The sequence below is a fragment of the Nocardia sp. No.11 genome, from assembly GCF_038752175.1.
GTDB lineage: Bacteria > Actinomycetota > Actinomycetes > Mycobacteriales > Mycobacteriaceae > Nocardia > Nocardia canadensis.
Genome location: NZ_JBCGFB010000055.1, coordinates 1 through 17,387 on the forward strand (window position 1 = coordinate 1; position 17,387 = coordinate 17,387).

Below are 17,387 nucleotides of genomic sequence, written 5' to 3' on the forward strand. Positions count from 1 at the left end.
CACCGTCCGCCCGGCGAAGTGCACGCCGCCGGACCCCGAGCCCGGCGCCGAACCGGCCGCGGTCGCGGTCGGCAACGACGACGCGAGCCGGGCCACGCTCACCGTCGAACTCTCGCGCACCACCGAGGCGCCAGCGCGCCTGCGAGACCGCCTCGCCGGGTGCGAGCAGATCCGGGTCAGCCGGGCGGGCGCGGAATCGACCGTCACGACCGTGCTCGACACCACGAGCCCGACGGGCGCCGACGACGCGGTGTCGTTGCGGCGCACTGTCGTTCCCGACGTCGGCGGGGCCGGGCTGACCCAGACCATGCAGACCACGATCGGGCAGATCGGCGACGTGCGGATCACGGTGACGTCGATGACCTTCGGCGAGGGCCTGCCCGACCAGCAGGCGGTCGCGGAGATGTTCGCGACCGCCGTGCGCCGGGTCCGCGGGGCCTGACCCGCGGCCCTAGCACGCGGGGGTGACAGGTTCGGTCCGGGCGCGACGCCGGGACCGGGATCGCTCCCCAGCCGCGGGGCCGTCAACAGGGCAGCACAACGCCCAGGTCGGGCGCCTGGTGCCGTCGGGGGCCACGGGCACGGTGGAGCCATGACATCGTCGACGAACTCCACCCGCCGGGCCACTCGCTCCGGACCCTTTCCCCGGGCACTCACCTGCGCCGAATCCACCCCCGGCTACCCCGCCGGACCACCGCAGCCGTCGCTGCGGGTGGACGATCCCGGCGAGCTCATCGCCGCTCTGCCCGCGATGCTCGGCTTCGTCCCCGAACGCTCGCTGGTCGTCGCCGTCCTGCACGAGGCGGCCCCGGGCGGGTCAACGGCGATCGAGGCGGTGGTGCGATTCGATCTGGACGCGCTCGCCGATCCGCATCGGATCGGCCAGTTCACCGCCTGCGTCGGATCGATCTGCCTGCGTGAGCATGCCGGCGGGGTGCTGGCGGTGTTCGTCGACGAGGCCGGGGGCGGGGTGATGCAGGCGCTTCGGGCCGCGTCGCTGCTCGAGGCACTCGGTGACGAGGGGATCGCCGTGTGCGGGGCCTGGTCGGTGCCCTCGATCGTGGCCGGGGCGCGCTTCCGCGACCTGTTCCATCGCGGCGCGGGCGGGGTCGTCGGCGATCCGGCGTCGTCGATGGTGGCGCTGTCCCACGTGCTCGACGGCAGACAGATCCGCCGCTCGCGCGGTGAACTCACCGCCCTGGTGCGGCCCGACCGACGACTGTGCGCCCAGGTGCGGCGCCGGCTCGGACCGGCCGTCGCGCGCTATCGCGGTGGCCTGTCCGCGGCGACACGGGCCGGGCACACGGCGGCCTATCAGCGCAGGGCGCTGGAATGGGTTCTGTGGCAGATCGCCGACGCCGCCTCCGGCGCGCCGCGTGCCGATCGCGAACTCGCGCAGCTGGCGGCCACGCTGCGCGACCGGCCGATCCGGGACGCGATGTACGGGCTGGCGCTGGGCGATCACGCCGAGGCCGCCGAACAGCTGTGGGCTCAACTCGCCCGGGCCACGCCCGGCGCCGACCGCGCCGAGGCCGCGGCACTGCTGGGCTTCAGCGCCTACCTGCGCGGGGACGGGCCGTTCGCCGGCGTCGCCCTCGCCGCGGCGGTGGAGGCCGATGCCACCCACCCGATGGCCGTGCTGCTGGAGACCTCGCTGCAGAGCGGGCTGCGGCCGGAACGGCTGCGCAAACTCGCGCAGTGCGGTCACCAGATCGCGGCTGATCTGGGGGTCGACATCGGCCCGCTCCACCGGTGAGGACGGCGAGCGGCGGAGATCAGCGCGCGCTGTGCGCCTTGTCGCCGAGCGACCGCAGGAATTCCCAGGCGTCGGAGACGATCTCGTCGAGATCGTTGTGCTCGGGCCGCCAGTCCAGCTCGGCGATCGCGCGGTCGCTGGAGGCGATGAGCACCGCCGGATCGCCCGGGCGGCGCGGCGCGTCGATCGCCTCGATCGGCAGGCCGGTCACCCGCTCGCACGCCGAGATCACCTCGCGCACCGAGAAACCGGTGCCCGAGCCGAGATTGAGGATCCGGTGGCTGCCGGGCTGCGACGAGGACAGCGCCAGCAGATGCGCCTGCGCCAGGTCGCGGATGTGGATGTAGTCACGCACGCATGTGCCGTCCGGCGTCGGCCAGTCGGTGCCGTAGACGGAGATGGCCTTGCGGTGGCCCAGCGCCACCTGCAACACGAGGGGGATCAGATGCGTTTCCACGACCCGGTTCTCGCCGAGACCGGCGTAGGCGCCCGCCACGTTGAAGTAGCGCAGGCTGGTCGCGGCCAGGCCGTGCGCTGCCGCGTAGGAGGTGATGGCGTGGTCGATGGCCAGCTTGCTCGCACCGTAGGGGTTGGTGGGGCGGGTCGGCGCCGACTCGGTGATCGGCACCTGCTCGGGTTCGCCGTAGGTCGCGGCGGTGGAGGAGAACACCAGGCGCGGGGTACCGGTCTCGCGGATCGCCTCGAGCAGGGTCAGCGTCTTGACGACGTTGCCGTGCCAGTACTTCTCCGGCTGCTCCACCGACTCGCCGACCAGCGACTGCGCCGCGAAATGCAGCACGCCGTCGAAGGATTCGGCGCGCAACAGCTGCGGCGCCGCGACGGCGATGTCGCCCTCGACGAAGCGGGCACCGGCCGGGACGCCGTCGGCGTTACCGGTCGACAGGTCGTCGACGACGACCACTTCGTTGCCCGCCTCGAGCAGGACGGCGGCGCACACGCCACCCACGTAGCCGGCGCCGCCGGTGACCAGAAGTTTCACGTATCAGACCAGCCTCACCTGGACGGCATGCGCCATCTCTTCGGACAGTTCGAAACCGTTGTGCCCCGGCACCGTGATCAGCACCGCACCCGGCTTGGTCTCGACGGTGACACGCGCGTCGGGCACCACACCCGCCTCGCGCAGCCTGCCGATGACCTCAGGGTCGGTCTGGATGTGCTCGGCCAGCCTGCGCACCACGACGGCGTGCAGCGCGCCGTTGGGCAGGTCGGACAGGCGCACCAGCGTCTCCTCGGCAGCGGGGGTATCGCCGAGGCCGAGCTCGTCCAGACCGGGAATGGGGTTGCCGTAGGGCGAGGTGGTCGGGTGGTTGAGCACCTCGATCAGGCGCCGCTCCACCTCCTCGCTCATCACGTGCTCCCAGCGGCACGCCTCGGCGTGCACGTTCTGCCAGTCGAGGCCGATGATGTCGACCAGCAACCGCTCGGCGAGCCGGTGCTTGCGCATCACCGCCACCGCCATGGCGCGGCCCTTGTCGGTCAGCTCGAGGTGGCGGTCACCCGCGACGAGCAGCAGGCCGTCGCGTTCCATCCGCGCGACCGTCTGGCTCACCGTCGGACCACTCTGCTCGAGCCGCTCGGCGATGCGTGCCCGCAGCGGCACCACGCCCTCTTCCTCGAGGTCGTAGATGGTACGGAGATACATCTCCGTGGTGTCGACCAGATCCTTCACCTGTTACCCCTTCGTCGGCACGAATTCTACCCACGCGCGAACGCCCGTCCGCCCGCCGGACCGGCGGCCCTATTTCTACTGCATGTCAACGCGTCACGGGGGTCGCTGCTTCCGACTAGCGTGGCGAGCATGGTCACGCCGCCGCACAGCGAAGAGCCCGGGACCGTCGTGTGGACCGAGCGATTCCTCGGCTACACCTGGAGTCCGGAGCACCCGATGAAACCGGCGCGCCTGCAGTTCACCATGTCGCTGGCCGAAAGTCTGGGCGTGCTCGACGGTGTCGAGCCGTTGGCACCTGCCGCGGCCACCCAGGCCGACCTGCTGCGGGTGCACAGCAGCGCCTATATCGAGGCGGTGCGGCGCGCCGGTGACGGACCACCGACGCCCGAGGACACGATGTACGGCTTGGGAACCGCCGACAACCCGATCTTCCCCCGCATGCACGAGGCGGCCTCGGTCATCGTGGGCGGTACCCTCGCCGCCGCCGGGGAGATCGCGGCCGGGCGGACCCGGCGGGCGGTGAGCATCGGTGGTGGCATGCATCACGCCATGCCCGACGCCGCGGCCGGCTTCTGCATCTACAACGACGCCGCGATCGCGATCTCGTGGCTGCTCGACCACGGCTTCGACCGCATCGCCTACCTCGATGTCGACGTCCACCACGGCGACGGTGTCCAGCGTGCCTTCTACGCCGATCCACGAGTGCTGACGATCTCGCTGCACCAGCATCCGGCGACGTTGTGGCCCAACACCGGCTGGCCCACCGAGACCGGGCTCGGCGCGGCGGAGGGCACCTCGATCAACCTGCCGCTGCTGCCCGGCACCCGGGATGCCCAGTGGTTGCGCGGATTCCACGCGGTCGTGCCCGGCGCGGTGGCCGCCTTCCGGCCGCAGATCATCGTCAGCCAATGCGGGGTGGACACCCATCGCGAGGACCCGCTGGCCGACCTGGAACTCACCGTGGACGGCCAGCGCGCGGCCTTCCTGGCGATGCGCGAGCTGGCCGACCGCCATGCCGAGGGCCGCTGGCTGGCGATCGGGGGCGGGGGGTACGGCGTGGTGCGGGTGGTACCGCGCGCCTGGACGCATCTGCTCGCCGCGGCTCTGGACCGGCCGCTGGCGCCGGAGACGCCGGTCCCGGCCGGCTGGATCGACCAGGTCCGCGCCGCCGCGCCCCGGGTGCAGCCGCCGACCAGCATGGGCGACGGCGGCGACACCGCCTACCTGCCCTGGGACGGTCCCGGCGGCACCCCCGAGGTCGGCGACGCGGGCCAGATCCGGGCCCAGCGGGCGATCGACACCGCGATCACGGCCACCCGGCGGGCGAGCTTCGCCCTGCTCGGGCTCGACCCGGAGGACCCTCGTGACTGAGCCGCTGCTGCCCGACACTCCCGATACGCCCGCGAATCCGCCTGCGCCACCCCAACACTGGTACGGCGATGTGCTCGCCTCCGACGGAGGCGTTGTCCGCGTGCGCCCGATCGTGCCCGCCGACGCCCCGGCGCTGGCCACGTTCCACGCCGCGCTGTCGGATCGCACCCGGTATCTGCGCTATTTCGGTCCGTACCCGCGGATCTCGCCCAAGGACATGTACCGCACCACGCATGTGGACTACCACGATCGGGTCGGGCTGGTCGCCCTGCTCGGGGACGCGATCATCGGCGTCGCCCGCTACGAACTGCTCGATCGTCGAGGCCCGCGCGCCGCCGAGGTGGCCTTCGTGGTCGCCGACGAGCACCAGGGCCGTGGTCTGGGCTCGGTGCTGCTCGAGCACCTCGCCGGCGCGGCGGCCGAGAACGAGGTGATGGCCTTCGTCGCGGAGGTGCTCGCCGAGAACGAGGCGATGATCACCGTGTTCCGCGACGCCGGCTATCAGCTGCAGCGCAGTCGGGACGGCGCCGAGGTGCACCTGGAGTTCGCGATCGATCCCACCGAAGCGCTGCGCACCGTGCGGGATGCGCGGGAGGCGGCCTCGGAGGCCCGCAGCGTCGGCAACCTGCTGGCGCCCGGGTCGGTGGCGGTGATCGGCGCCTCGCCTGAGCGGACCAGGGTCGGTGGCGCCGTGCTGGCGAACCTGCTCGCCGGCGGCTTCAGCGGGCCGGTGTTCCCGGTGAACCCGAACCGCCGATCGGTGCGAGGCGTGCGCGCCTACGCCACGGTCCGCGAGATCCCCGACGAAGTGGACCTGGCGGTCGTCGCGGTGCCTCCGGCCGCGATCGGGTCGGTGCTCGACGACTGTATGGCCAAGGGGGTGAAGGGCCTGGTGGTGCTCACGGCCGGCTTCGGCGAGACCGGGCCCGAGGGCCTGGCCGCCGAACACGAGCTGGTCGCCGCGGCGCGCGGCCACGGTATGCGGGTGGTCGGGCCCAGCGCACTCGGCATCGCCAACACCGACCCGGCGGTGGGCCTCAACGCCACCCTGGCCCCGGTGCTGCCCGAGCGCGGGCGGATCGGGTTCTTCTGCCAGTCCGGCCCGCTCGGCGCGGCGATCCTGGGGGAGGCCGCGGCGCGCAATCTCGGCCTGTCGACGTTCGTGTCGGCGGGTAACCGCGCCGATGTCTCCGGCAACGATTTGCTGCAGTTCTGGGACACCGCCGCCGATACCGAGGTGATCCTGCTGTACCTGGAGAGCTTCGGTAATCCGCGCAAGTTCTCCCGGCTGGCCCGGCGGGTGGCGCGGGGCAAGCCGATCGTGGCGGTGAGCAGCGGCAGGCTGGCCGCGGGCGCCGATATGGATCGCACGGTGGTGCGTGACCTGTTCGCCCAGGCCGGGATCATCCAGGTCGACTCCATCTCGGAACTGTTCGACTGTGCGGCGCTGCTGGCGTGTCAGCCGTTGCCGCGCGGGCCACGGGTGGCGGTGGTCGGCAACAGCGCCGCGCTGAACTGGCTGGCCATCGATGCCGCGCACGGCGAGGGCCTGCGGGTGCGCCGGCCCGCCTCGGTCGTGGATCGTGGACCCGGTGTGCGGCCGACCGAGCGCACCGTCCACAGCGCGCCGGTCGACGGGCCGGTGGATCTGGGCCCGGAGGCGACCCCGGCCGACTACCGGGAGGCGGTGCAGGCCGCGCTGCGCAGTGACGAGGTCGACGCCGTGATCGTCGTCGTGGCCCCGCCGGTGCCGGTACCGATGGCCGGCTTCGCCGACGCGCTGCGGGCGGCGGCCGCGGCGGCGCCGGGCAAGGACAAACCGGTGCTGACCACCTTCGTCGCCGAGTCGGGCATTCCGAAGCTGCTGGCGGTGCGCACGACCGGTGGCGCGCCGGCCAGGGGCTCGATCCCGTCCTATCCGGACCCGGAACGCGCGGCCAGGGCGCTGGCCCGGGTCGAGCGGTACGCCCGCTGGCGGGACCGGCCGGTCTCCCCGGTCGTGCGACCGCCGGGCATCGACACCGCGGCGGCGGCGGACCTGGTGGCGGGCTGGCTGGCGGATTCGGGTGGGCGCTGGCTCACCGACGAGGAAACGGTGCGGCTGCTGGGCTGCTACGGCATCGACGTGGTCGAGTTCCGGGCGGTGCGCGACGCCGAGCAGGCAGTGGCGGCCGGCGAGGAACTGGGCTATCCGGTCGCGGCGAAGGCCACCGGGGAGTTGTGGCGGCGCAGGCCGGACCTGCTCGGGGTGCGCCTGGACCTGTGGACGCCCGACGCGGTCCGCCAGGCCTACACCGATCTGGTCGAGATCTGCGGCGATCCGCTGCTGCACGTGCAGAAGATGGCGACCAAGGGCATGGGCTGTGTCCTGCGCGTCACCGACGACCCCTCGTTCGGTTCGGTGATCGAATTCGGGCTCTCGGGCCTGATCATCGAGTTGCTCGGGGACCGCGCGTTCCGCGCGCTGCCGCTCACCGCCGAGGAATCCGTGGCCCTGATCGAGGCGCCACGCGCCGCGCCGCTGCTGTCCGGTGGGCAGGCCGGACCGGCGGTCGACAAGGCGGCGCTGGCCGAACTGGCGCAACGCATCTCGGCCCTGTTCGACGACATCCCGCAGATGCGCGAGTTGTCCTGCGATCCGGTGCTCGCGGCGCCGTCTTCGGCCGAGATCATCTACGCGCGCGCCCGGATCGGCCCGGAGCCGAGCCGGTTCGACACCGGTCCGCGCCGACTGGCCTGAGCGGGGGTCCCCGACGAACAACGCCGACCGGCTCGCGACCCCGGAGGGGAGAGGTCGCGGACACCGGTCGGCGTTTCGGCAGACGACCCCGCGGGGCCGTCGGGTTCTCGGGGATCAGCTGGCGTAGGCGCGCAGCCGATCGGCGCGCTCACCCTTGCGCAGCTTGGACATGACCTCGCGCTCGATCTGGCGGACCCGCTCGCGGGACAGCCCGAACAGCTTGCCGATCTGGTCCAGGGTGCGGGGCTGGCCGTCGTCGAGGCCGAAGCGCAGACGGATGACCTGCTGTTCGCGCTCGTCGAGGGTGGCCAGGACACTGCGCACGTCGTGGTGCAGCAGGCCGGCGATGACCGCGCTTTCGGCGGAGGTGGCCTCGGAGTCCTCGATGAAGTCGCCCAACGGGGCTTCCTCGTCGTTGCCGACCGGCATGTCGAGGCTGACCGGGTCGCGGCTGTGGTCGAGCAGGTCGGCGATCTTCTCCACCGGGATACCCGACTCGTTTGCGAGTTCGGCGTCGGTGGCCTCGCGGCCGAGCTGCTGATGCAGTTCACGCTTGATCCTGGCGAGCTTGTTGACCTGCTCGACCAGGTGCACGGGGAGCCGGATCGTACGGCTCTGATCGGCCATGCCGCGGGTGATGGCCTGGCGGATCCACCACGTGGCGTAGGTGGAGAACTTGAAGCCCTTGGCGTAGTCGAACTTCTCCATCGCGCGGATCAGTCCGAGGTTGCCCTCCTGGATCAGGTCGAGCAGCGGCATACCGCGGCCGGTGTAGCGCTTGGCCAGTGAGACGACCAGGCGCAGGTTGGCCTCGAGCAGATGCGAGCGGGCGGCCTGCCCCTCGCGGACCAGAATCGCCAGATCACGCTTGCGGGTCGCCGATAACCGCTTACCCGTCTCGAGCAGGTGCTGGGCATACAGGCCCGCCTCGATACGCTTGGCCAACTCGACCTCGTCGGCCGCCGTGAGCAGTGCCGTGCGGCCGATTCCGTTCAGGTACACGCGTACCAGGTCGGCGGCCGGGCTCTGGGCGTCGATATCGGACTCGCTGGGGCGCACACGAGTAGTGGCGGGGCTTGTCATGACTTGCCTCCTGTCGGTGGTGTCTCACTCCGATCAACGGACCCGACTTAGAGAAAGTTCCCGATCGCGCTGGTGATAAACCGCTCTGAGCTGCGTGTTCCCACCTGTACGGCTGAGAAGTTCCTGAGAAGAGCACCGTGGCCGGAACTCGGCCCCCACCGCCGGTCGGCTCAGACGGGTCGCACCAATCCGTGGCGCACCAGACCTGCCACGACACCGAGTGCCTGGGCGGCGAACTCCGGGGTCACCTGATCGGCGCCCTCGGCGAGGGCCAGCAGTTCGAGCAGTTCGTACAACGGCAGACCGTCCGGTCGCATTCCCGCGATCAGGGCCACCGTGGACTCGTCGACCTCGTGCTGCCAGCGCGGACCGTCGCCGCGATGCAGCCGCGCGACCTGCTCTTCCCAGCCGTGCTCGCCGGGCAGATACACCCGTTCCAGGGCGGTGGCCGGGCTCGGGGCGAAACGGGAGGTCCAGGCGAGGCGGTCGTCGGCGGCCACGGCGCGCAGCCAGGCCGAGCGGGCGAAGTAGGCGGGCGCCTCGTCACCGAGCGGATCGTCGAAGCCGTGGGTGAGGTCCTCGGCCATCAGCTCGGTCGGCCCGTCGATGGCATGCAGGTAGACGAACCCGAACCCGATGCCCTCGACATCGGCGGCCTCGAACGCCGCCAGCCACGCCTCGGCCCTGGCCTGGGCGGCCGGGTCGCGCGGGTCCAGCCCGGCGTCGCGCAGCCAGGTACCCACATAGAGTGCCGGATCGGCGACATCGCGCTGCACGACCCAGGCGTCGACGCCGTGGGCGGGCAGCCACGACGACACCCGCTGCCGCCAGTCCTGGCCCTCGATATGCACCCAGGCGGCGAGCATGGCCGCGGTGCCACCGGGGGCCAGCAAGCCGGGCGCCTGCCCGATCACCAGCTCGCTGGCGCCGTCCAGCGCGAGCCCGGAGTCGCGGTAGGTGTGCTCGATGCGCGCGGGGCCCACCACGAACGGGGGATTGGCCACGATCTGATCGAAGGTGCGGCCCGCGACCGGCTCGAACCAGGACCCTTCGAGTAGTTCGATGTCGAGTTCGTTCAGGGTGGCGGTGGCCTCGGCCAGCCACAGCGCTCGGGAGTTGACATCGGTGGCGGTGACCCGGCCCGCGTAGCTCGCCGCGTGCACGGCCTGCACGCCGCAGCCGGTGCCCAGGTCCAGCAGGGTGCCCACCGGTTCGGTCGGCGTGGCGCGCAGCAGCGACAGCGAGGCGTGCCCGACCCCGAGCACATGGTCCTCGGTGAGGGCGCGCCTGCGCATCGAATCGTCGAGGTCGGACAGGATCCAGCGGGTGCCGGCGCCGGTGTCGAGCGGGCGCAGATCCAGCGCGGCCCTGAGCTCGTCACCGTCGCGGGCCAGCAGACCCGCCGCGACGGCGTCGTCGATCCGGACCGGCGACAGCGCGGCGGCGACCTCGCGTGCGGGCAGCGCGTCACCGAGCAGCAGCAGCCGGATCAGCGTGCCCAGCTCGCCCGCCGCACGTGCCACCCGGCGCACGGGCACCGGCTCGGAGCGGCCCAGCGCGGCGTGCACGTCGGGACCCAGCGCCTCCACCAGCGTGTCGGCGTCGTAGCCGACGCGGATCAACGCCGTGCGCAGGTCCGGGCACAGCGCGGTGAGCAGGGAACCGGTGGCGGTGGGGTTCGTAGACACCCGCCTACTGTGCCAGGGCGGCGCGTGCCCGGATCGACCAGCTACGGCCGCGTGTCGCGCGCCACGCCGGACATGCGACCGCAGGCCGTCGGCGGATGCGTCCCCCGGCGGGTGGTCGACGGTGTCGCTACCCCCGCCCGGGTGATGCGCCCGGGGCACTCGGCCGCCGGGCGAACGCGCGACAGTGACGAAGGTGGGCCCGGTTGCCGCTGTGTCAGCCGGTATAGGGGTCACGGCCGGTGACGCAGTAGACCGCGGAACCGGGGTCGCGCAGCACGATCCAGCGTTCGCCGTCGGCGACCCGGGTGGCGCCCAGGGATTCGTGCCAGGCGGCGGTGGCGGCGATGTCGGAGGAGGCCAGGTCGGGGTGGGCGCCGGCGGGCCGGGCCTCGTCGAGACGCTGGAGCAGCAAGTGCAGCGGCTGGTCGGGGCCACGCAGGCGGGAGAATTCGGGGCGGCGGCCCGGCTGGTGGGTCCAGCCGGTCAGCGCTCGCCAGAAAGCGGTGTCGGTCGCGATGTCGGCGGGGGACAGGTCGAGGCAGATCTGATCGAGGCGGGTCACGGTGCCGTCCGGCGCGGTCGAGACGACGACCGGGGGCGGTGTCGCGTCCTCGGGCGCGGGGGCGTCCGCGTGCATCGGAGTGAAGCAGAACGTCTGTCCGGCGGGCGATTCCAGCACTGTGTAGTCGCGCTCGACCGTGACGACCCGGGCGCCGAGATCGGTCGCGGTCGCCACCGCGGCGGCGACGTCGTCGACATCGAGATCGAGGTGGACGCCGCCGTCGCCACCGACGCGCTGCATCTTGAGCCAGGCGGGACCGGTGGCCGGGAGCAGGGTGACGAATTCGCTTTGCGCGCCACGAGGTTCGGACACGGTCGAGCCGGTGACCGTCGCCCAGAACCGGACGCAGTCGTCGAAACCGGCGGCGGGGCGGTCGAGAAAGGCCCACGTCCAGCGAATCATGCTGTCTCCGTTTCGAGATGGATCGGGTACGCGGTGGGGCCGACGAAGTACCGGCCCGGACCGGAGGTCCTGTCCGCACGGTAGGCGGTCGTGGGCGCGCTGTCGACCGTGATCACGCCGGACCGCGGGTTGGCAGGATATCTGCGAAAGATGTCATCGCGGCCACTCGTTCGTGCCGCGAGGTTCCGGCACCCTGTTCCGGTGACCGATCTCCGCGCACCCCTGCCGCCCGCCGGCGACGACCCGGCCGAGGGCGCCCCGGCCGTCCCCGACGCCACCGATCGGCGCGGTCGCGCCCCGCACCCGGCCTGGATCGTGGCGGGCGTCGGTTTCGTCGCCCTGCTCGGCGCCGCCGCCTTCCGATCGGTGCCCAGCGTGCTGATCGACCCGCTGCANCGACGCCACCGATCGGCGCGGTCGCGCCCCGCACCCGGCCTGGATCGTGGCGGGCGTCGGTTTCGTCGCCCTGCTCGGCGCCGCCGCCTTCCGATCGGTGCCCAGCGTGCTGATCGACCCGCTGCACGTCGAGTTCGGCTGGTCACACGCGACGATCTCGGCGGCCGTGTCGCTGAACATGCTGCTCTACGGGGTGATCTCACCGTTCGCGGCCGCGTTGATGGATCGCTTCGGCATCCGCCGGGTGGTGTGCGCGGCACTGGTGCTGATCGCGGCGGGCAGCGGGCTGACGGTGTTCATGACCCAGGCCTGGCAGCTGGTGGCGACCTGGGGTCTGCTGGTCGGAGTGGGCGTCGGCTCGATGTCGATGCCGTTCGTCGCCACCATCACCGGCCGCTGGTTCGTGCGCAGCCGCGGTCTGGTCACCGGCGTGCTCACCGCCGCGGGCGCGACCGGTCAGCTGGTGTTCCTGCCCCTGGTCTCGATGCTGGCGCACGCGCACGGCTGGCGGCTGCCCGCGGTCATCGTGGCGGCCGTGGCACTGGTTGTGGTGCCGCTGGTGTGGCTGTTCGTGCGGGACTACCCGAGCGATGTCGGGGTGCGGGCCTACGGCGCACCCGCGGGATCGGACGCGGGGGTGCGCGTCGCGGTCGCCGGTGGCGCGAGCCGGGCGCTGCGGGTACTGGCCTCGGCTGCGCGCAGGCCCGGATTCTGGCTGCTGGCAGGCGGCTTCGCGGTATGCGGCGCCTCCACCAACGGCCTGGTCGGCACGCACTTCGTGACCGCGGCCCACGACCACGGCATGCCGCCGACCACCGCGGCGGGCCTGCTGGCGCTGGTCGGGATCTTCGACGTGGCGGGCACCATCGCCTCGGGCTGGCTCTCCGACCGCGTCGATCCGCGCTACCTGCTGCTCGGGTACTACTCGCTGCGCGGGCTCTCGCTGCTGATCCTGCCCTCGCTGCTCGGCCCGCACACCCAGCCGAGCATGTGGGTGTTCGTGGTCTTCTACGGCCTGGACTGGATCGCCACCGTCCCGCCGACCGTGCTGCTGTGCCGGGAACTGTTCGGCGCCGACGGGCCGATCGCGTTCGGTTGGGTGTTCGCCGCCCATCAGGTCGGCGCGGCGATCGCGGCCACCGGCGCGGGTCTCATTCGCGACCTGCAGGGCTCCTACGACCTGGCCTGGTACCTCGCCGGCGCGCTGTGCGGCCTGGCGGCGCTGATGTCGATGCTGGTGCGGCGGCCGTCAGCCGTCGATGGCCTTGTGCGGACGTGAGTCCAGCGCGATCTGGTTCGCGCGGCCGTCCCAGCGGCTCGGCTCGTCCTTGGTGCGCGGCGGACGGTCGTTGGCGATGAGCACGGCGATCCACGGCAGCGGCACCGAGGCCACGATGATCAGAATCGAGATCAGCGGGTTCTCGAACGCGCTGTAGGCGACCGCGGCCAGGATCAGGCAGGGGATGCGGAAGGCCATGATGATCGTGTAGCGGCGGACGCGGGCGCGATGCTGGTCGTCGAGTGACGGCGCGGCCTCGGTGATGAGCACCGGGTGCTTGGCGTCGGCGCCCGGGAAATAGCCGCGCGAGGAACTCGGCGCGGCGGGCATCGTCACCTCCGGGTCCGGTGTCGGCTCGTCGGCGCCGGGGGTGTCGCCGTGGGACTGCATACCCCGAGTCTTCCACTCGCCGCCGACGAACGCACACGCGGCTGGTCAGCGGTGCGCGCTCGGGATGCGGCATCATGGAAGGCGTGAGTACAGACACTCTGGTACGCCCGGAAACCACGACCGACGAGACGACCGGCGACGACGTCCCCAAGTTCTTCCACTACGTGAAGAAGGACCGGATCGCCGAGAGTGCCGTGATGGGCACGATGGTCGTCGCGCTGTGCGGCGAGGTCTTCCCGGTGACGCGTTCGCCCAAGCCGGGCTCACCGGTCTGCCCGGACTGCAAGAAGGTCTACGACGGCCTGCGCAAGGGCGGCGACTGAGCGGGTTCGGTGATCGGTGTGGTCGGCGCCTCGGGTGAGGCGTCGGCCGCTTCGTCGCGTCCGTCGTTCTCGCGTTCGTCGTCGTCGCCGCGGACCTGATTGCTGAACCATTCCTTGACCTGCTCCATCCGGGTGGCCCTGGCCGGCCAGAATTCCTGCACCGCGGCGTTGAACTCCGCGCCGAGAATCACCGCGAAGCCGAGGAAATAGGTGAACAGCAGGAACGCGATCGGGGTGGCCAGCGCGCCGTAGCTGACGCCGGTGGCGGTGATCCAGGCCAGATACCGGCGCAGCAGATCGCTGGCGCCCATGAAGAACACCCCCGCCACCAGTGCGCCGCCGAAGAGCCGGTGCCAGGGCAGCGACTTGTGCAGGGCCAGCTTGTAGAGCGTGGTCAGCCCGACGATCAGCAGCAAGCCGACGATCGGGTAGTAGAACGTGTCGATCAGGCGCAGGCCGGGTTCGCGCCAGGCCTCGGGCAGCACCCGGCCGATCCGGGTGGGTCCGAGCGCGATCACCGGCAGGATCAGCACCGCCGCGACCAGGAACTGCACGTACAACAGCAGCGCGAAGATCCGCTGCCAGACCGGGTGCCGGGCGTCCTGCTGGTCGTGGGCCTCCACGATCGCGTCGACGAAGGTCGCCATCGCCGAGGACCCGGCCCACAGCGACAGCACGAAGCCCACCGACACCACGGCGCCGCGGCCGCGGCCCAGCACGTCGTCGACGGTGGGTTCGATCAGGTCGGAGACGACCGACGGGCTGAAGAACTCCCGGCTGAACGCGATGATCTTGGCCTCCACGATCTGCACCGTGTCGGGCCCGAACAGCCCGCCCACGTAGCCGAGGCTGCCGAGCAGGCCGAGCAGCAGCGGCGCGAGCGAGAGCGTCTGCCAGAAGGCGGCGGCGGCCGACTTGGCGAAGATCGAGTTGTTCCAGCACTTCTGCGACACCCGGACCACCAGCCGCCACACCATGAGCAGCCACCGCACCACCCGGGTGTGTTCGCGGGGACGTTGCCCGTCGGCCCCGGCCGCGGTCACTGGCTGCGCGGGTAGACCGCCGGGCAGGGGTGCCTGCGGCGGGTGTGCCGCATCGGCTGCCCGGATCTGGTCGTTGCTCATCGTGTCTCCAGCATCCCGCACCTCGGCGGTCCGCGTGGTGCGGGCCGGGCATCGTGTCGGCGGGTAACAGGTAAATGGCCGGTGACCTCGGGCTGGGTTGTGATGCCGGTCGCCCACCCCGCGTCGGTTTGGCGACACGCCGCATCGGGCGGCTAGGGTCGTCTGCGTGACTGGGTCGGGTGGCGTCGCTGCGGCGAGAGAAGCGGGTACACCGGGCGATGCGGCCGCGGGGGGTGCGCCGGGTGGCTCCCTGCGCGCCTGGCAGCGGCGCGCGCTCACGAAATACCTTGCCACCAAGCCACGTGACTTCCTCGCGGTCGCGACCCCCGGCGCCGGTAAGACTACCTTCGCGCTGCGGGTAGCCGCGGAGTTGCTGGCCGATCGTACGGTCGATCAGGTGACCGTTGTCGCGCCGACCGAGCACCTCAAGCACCAGTGGGCCGCCTCGGCCGCCCGCTCCGGCATCCAGCTCGACTCGCGCTTCTCCAACAGCACCGGCGGCACCTCCGGCGACTATCACGGCGTCGTGGTGACCTACGCCCAGATCGCAGCCCATCCCGCGCGGCACCGGGTGCGCACCGAGAACCGCCGCACCCTGGTGATCCTCGACGAGATCCACCACGCGGGCGACGCCAAGAGCTGGGGCGAGGCCACCGAGGAGGCCTTCGGCGACGCGACGCGCAGGCTCGCGCTGACCGGAACCCCGTTCCGCAGCGACGATTCCAAGATCCCCTTCGTCACCTACGAGCCCGACGAGGCCGGCTTCCCGCGGTCGCGCGCGGACCACTCCTACGGCTACGCCGACGCCCTCGCCGACGGCGTCGTGCGCCCGGTGGTCTTCCTGGCCTACTCCGGTGACGCGCACTGGCGCGACAGCGCGGGCGAGGAACACACCGCCCGCCTCGGCGAACCGCTCAGCGCCGAGCAGACCGCGCGCGCCTGGCGCACCGCCCTGGACCCGGCGGGCGACTGGATCTCGGCGGTGCTGCGCGCGGCCGACACCCGGCTGCGCCAGCTGCGCGCCTCGGGCATCCCCGACGCGGGCGGCCTGGTGATCGCCACCGATCAGGAACGTGCCCGCGACTATGCCGAACTGCTGGAACACATCTCGGGCGAGCGGCCCGCCGTGGTGCTCTCCGACGACCCGCAGTCCTCGAGCCGTATCGACGAGTTCGCCAAGGGCACCCAGCCGTGGATGGTCGCGGTGCGCATGGTGTCCGAGGGCGTCGACGTGCCGCGCCTGGCCGTCGGCGTGTACGCGACGAGCGCGTCGACCCCGCTGTACTTCGCTCAGGCCATCGGCCGGTTCGTGCGTGCGCGCAAGCCCGGCGAGACCGCCAGTGTCTTCCTGCCGTCGGTGCCGGTGCTGCTGGACCTGGCCGCCCAGCTCGAGTTGCAGCGCGATCACGTCATCGGCAAGCCGCATCGCGAGAAGAACGCGCTCGACGACGAGCTGCTCATCGACGCGAACAAGACCAAGGACGAGCCGGGCGAGGAGGAGAAGTCCTTCGTCGCCCTGGCCGCCGACGCCGAGCTCGACCAGGTGATCTACGACGGCTCGTCCTTCGGCACCGCCACCATCGCCGGCAGCGACGAGGAGGCCGACTACCTGGGCATCCCGGGTCTGCTCGACGCCGACCAGATGCGCGCGCTGCTGCGCGAGCGGCAGACGCGTCAGCTCGCCGATCGCAGTGCCCAGGAGGCCGTCGCTCCCGCGCCCGCACCGGTCGTCGAACGGGTCGCGACGTCGGACAAGCTGGGCGAACTGCGCCGGGAACTCAACAGCCTGGTCGCGATGCACCACCATCGCACCGGCAAACCGCACGGCGTGATCCACGGCGAGCTCCGTCGCGAATGCGGTGGCCCACCCACGGCATTGGCCACCGCCGATCAGCTGACCGAGCGCATCGCCGCCCTGCGGCGTCAGTAGCGCGTCGGCTACGTCGTCGACGCCGCGAGTACCTCGAGGGCGCTGTCGACGGCGGCGCTGAGCTCGGCATGGCCGACGTCGTCTCTGGCCTGGATCGAGAGCCCGTAGAGGACGGTGCTGTACAGCGCCGCCAGCGCGGCGGTGTCGGTGCCGGGCCGCAGGTCGCCGTCGGCGACGCCGCGGTCGAGCCGCGCCCGGATGTCGGCGGTGGTGTGCCGGCGGGCTTCGGCGAGGAATGCGCGGACCGAGGCGTTGCGCGTGGTGTAGGTCGCGCCTGCCAGGACCACCATGCAACCGTGCGGCAGCTCGGGATCGGTGTAGACGGTGATGTTGTCGCGCAGCATCGCCTCGATGGCGGTGTAGGCGGTGGGTTCCTCGCGCAGGGCCCGTGCCGTGCGTGACCCTTCGGTGCGGCCGTAGAGCTCGACCGCGGCGCGGAACAGGGCTTCCTTGTCGCCGAAGGCGGCGTAGAGGCTGGGGGAGTTGATGCCCATGGCGGTGGTGAGGTCGGCCATCGAGGCGCCGTCGTAGCCGCGCTCCCAGAACACCTCCATGGCACGCCGCAGGGCGATGTCGCGGTCGAAACCGCGCGGGCGGCCGCGTTCTGCCATGGCGAACCTTTCTGTGTCGACCGACAAATATACCCCTGCGCC

The 17,387-nt window shown here is 71.9% G+C and carries 14 protein-coding genes and 1 pseudogene; 7 read left to right on the forward strand and 8 right to left on the reverse strand.

Going from position 1 to position 17,387, the window contains the following annotated elements; genetic code table 11:
- Together V8688_RS17855 and V8688_RS17860 are read left to right on the forward strand one after the other, a co-directional pair.
- A pseudogene (locus V8688_RS17855) lies at positions 1-442 on the forward strand (sensor domain-containing protein); the annotation flags it as partial.
- 150 nt (positions 443-592) lie between these two features.
- Entirely contained in the window at positions 593-1,756 is a 1,164-nt protein-coding gene (locus V8688_RS17860) for a DUF4192 domain-containing protein (protein WP_342801288.1), read from the forward strand.
- 19 nt (positions 1,757-1,775) lie between these two features.
- Here V8688_RS17860 and galE read toward each other — a convergent pair whose 3' ends face one another.
- Positions 1,776-2,756 carry a UDP-glucose 4-epimerase GalE gene (gene galE / locus V8688_RS17865; protein ID WP_342801289.1) on the reverse strand — a complete coding sequence of 327 codons (981 nt, stop codon included), beginning with the start codon at positions 2,754-2,756 and terminating at the stop codon, positions 1,776-1,778.
- A gap of 3 nt (positions 2,757-2,759) precedes the next feature.
- On the reverse strand, positions 2,760-3,446 hold the full coding sequence (locus tag V8688_RS17870) for a metal-dependent transcriptional regulator (protein WP_218716923.1): 687 nt from the start codon (positions 3,444-3,446) through the stop codon (positions 2,760-2,762).
- 129 nt (positions 3,447-3,575) lie between these two features.
- On the opposite strand from V8688_RS17870, the gene V8688_RS17875 reads away from it, so the two are divergent.
- Both V8688_RS17875 and V8688_RS17880 read left to right on the forward strand, forming a co-directional pair.
- Positions 3,576-4,817 (forward strand): acetoin utilization protein AcuC, encoded by a 1,242-nt coding sequence (locus V8688_RS17875; protein WP_218716924.1) that lies wholly within the window; start codon positions 3,576-3,578, stop codon positions 4,815-4,817.
- Entirely contained in the window at positions 4,810-7,557 is a 2,748-nt protein-coding gene (locus V8688_RS17880; RefSeq protein ID WP_218716925.1) for a bifunctional GNAT family N-acetyltransferase/acetate--CoA ligase family protein, read from the forward strand. The genes V8688_RS17875 and V8688_RS17880 overlap by 8 nt, the downstream gene beginning before the upstream one ends.
- Positions 7,558-7,671: 114 nt before the next feature.
- On the opposite strand, the gene V8688_RS17885 is transcribed toward V8688_RS17880, so the two are convergent.
- The 3 genes from V8688_RS17885 to V8688_RS17895 all read right to left on the reverse strand — a co-directional run bounded on the left by V8688_RS17885 (position 7,672) and on the right by V8688_RS17895 (position 11,292).
- Positions 7,672-8,640: a sigma-70 family RNA polymerase sigma factor gene (locus V8688_RS17885; RefSeq protein WP_022566390.1), complete on the reverse strand. Its 969-nt coding sequence runs from the start codon at positions 8,638-8,640 to the stop codon at positions 7,672-7,674.
- A gap of 170 nt (positions 8,641-8,810) precedes the next feature.
- Entirely contained in the window at positions 8,811-10,328 is a 1,518-nt protein-coding gene (locus V8688_RS17890) for a methyltransferase (protein WP_342801290.1), read from the reverse strand.
- A gap of 214 nt (positions 10,329-10,542) precedes the next feature.
- Complete coding sequence (locus V8688_RS17895; RefSeq protein ID WP_342801291.1) at positions 10,543-11,292, reverse strand: VOC family protein; 750 nt, start codon at positions 11,290-11,292, stop codon at positions 10,543-10,545.
- Positions 11,293-11,731: 439 nt separating this feature from the next.
- On the opposite strand from V8688_RS17895, the gene V8688_RS17900 reads away from it, so the two are divergent.
- The gene (locus V8688_RS17900) at positions 11,732-12,967 is read left to right on the forward strand and encodes an MFS transporter (RefSeq protein ID WP_342801297.1); all 1,236 of its coding nucleotides are present in this window, start codon (positions 11,732-11,734) and stop codon (positions 12,965-12,967) included.
- On the opposite strand, the gene V8688_RS17905 is transcribed toward V8688_RS17900, so the two are convergent.
- Positions 12,938-13,297, reverse strand: a complete 360-nt coding sequence (locus tag V8688_RS17905) for a DUF3099 domain-containing protein (protein WP_218716952.1) — start codon at positions 13,295-13,297, stop codon at positions 12,938-12,940. The two genes, V8688_RS17900 and V8688_RS17905, sit on opposite strands and share 30 nt — an antisense overlap.
- A gap of 143 nt (positions 13,298-13,440) precedes the next feature.
- On the opposite strand from V8688_RS17905, the gene V8688_RS17910 reads away from it, so the two are divergent.
- The gene (locus V8688_RS17910) at positions 13,441-13,680 is read left to right on the forward strand and encodes a DUF3039 domain-containing protein (protein WP_189024012.1); all 240 of its coding nucleotides are present in this window, start codon (positions 13,441-13,443) and stop codon (positions 13,678-13,680) included.
- Here the strand turns inward: V8688_RS17910 and V8688_RS17915 are convergent.
- A complete protein-coding gene (locus V8688_RS17915; protein ID WP_255587230.1) occupies positions 13,650-14,657 on the reverse strand; it encodes a YihY/virulence factor BrkB family protein in 1,008 nt (335 codons plus the stop codon). The genes V8688_RS17910 and V8688_RS17915 overlap by 31 nt on opposite strands.
- Before the next feature lie 397 nt (positions 14,658-15,054).
- Here V8688_RS17915 and V8688_RS17920 point away from each other — a divergent pair, with 397 nt between their 5' ends.
- Complete coding sequence (locus V8688_RS17920) at positions 15,055-16,734, forward strand: DEAD/DEAH box helicase (protein WP_342801298.1); 1,680 nt, start codon at positions 15,055-15,057, stop codon at positions 16,732-16,734.
- Positions 16,735-16,742: 8 nt separating this feature from the next.
- Here the strand turns inward: V8688_RS17920 and V8688_RS17925 are convergent, their stop codons facing one another.
- Positions 16,743-17,345 carry a TetR/AcrR family transcriptional regulator gene (locus V8688_RS17925; RefSeq protein ID WP_218716930.1) on the reverse strand — a complete coding sequence of 201 codons (603 nt, stop codon included), beginning with the start codon at positions 17,343-17,345 and terminating at the stop codon, positions 16,743-16,745.
- Between the last annotated feature and the right edge of the window lie 42 nt (positions 17,346-17,387).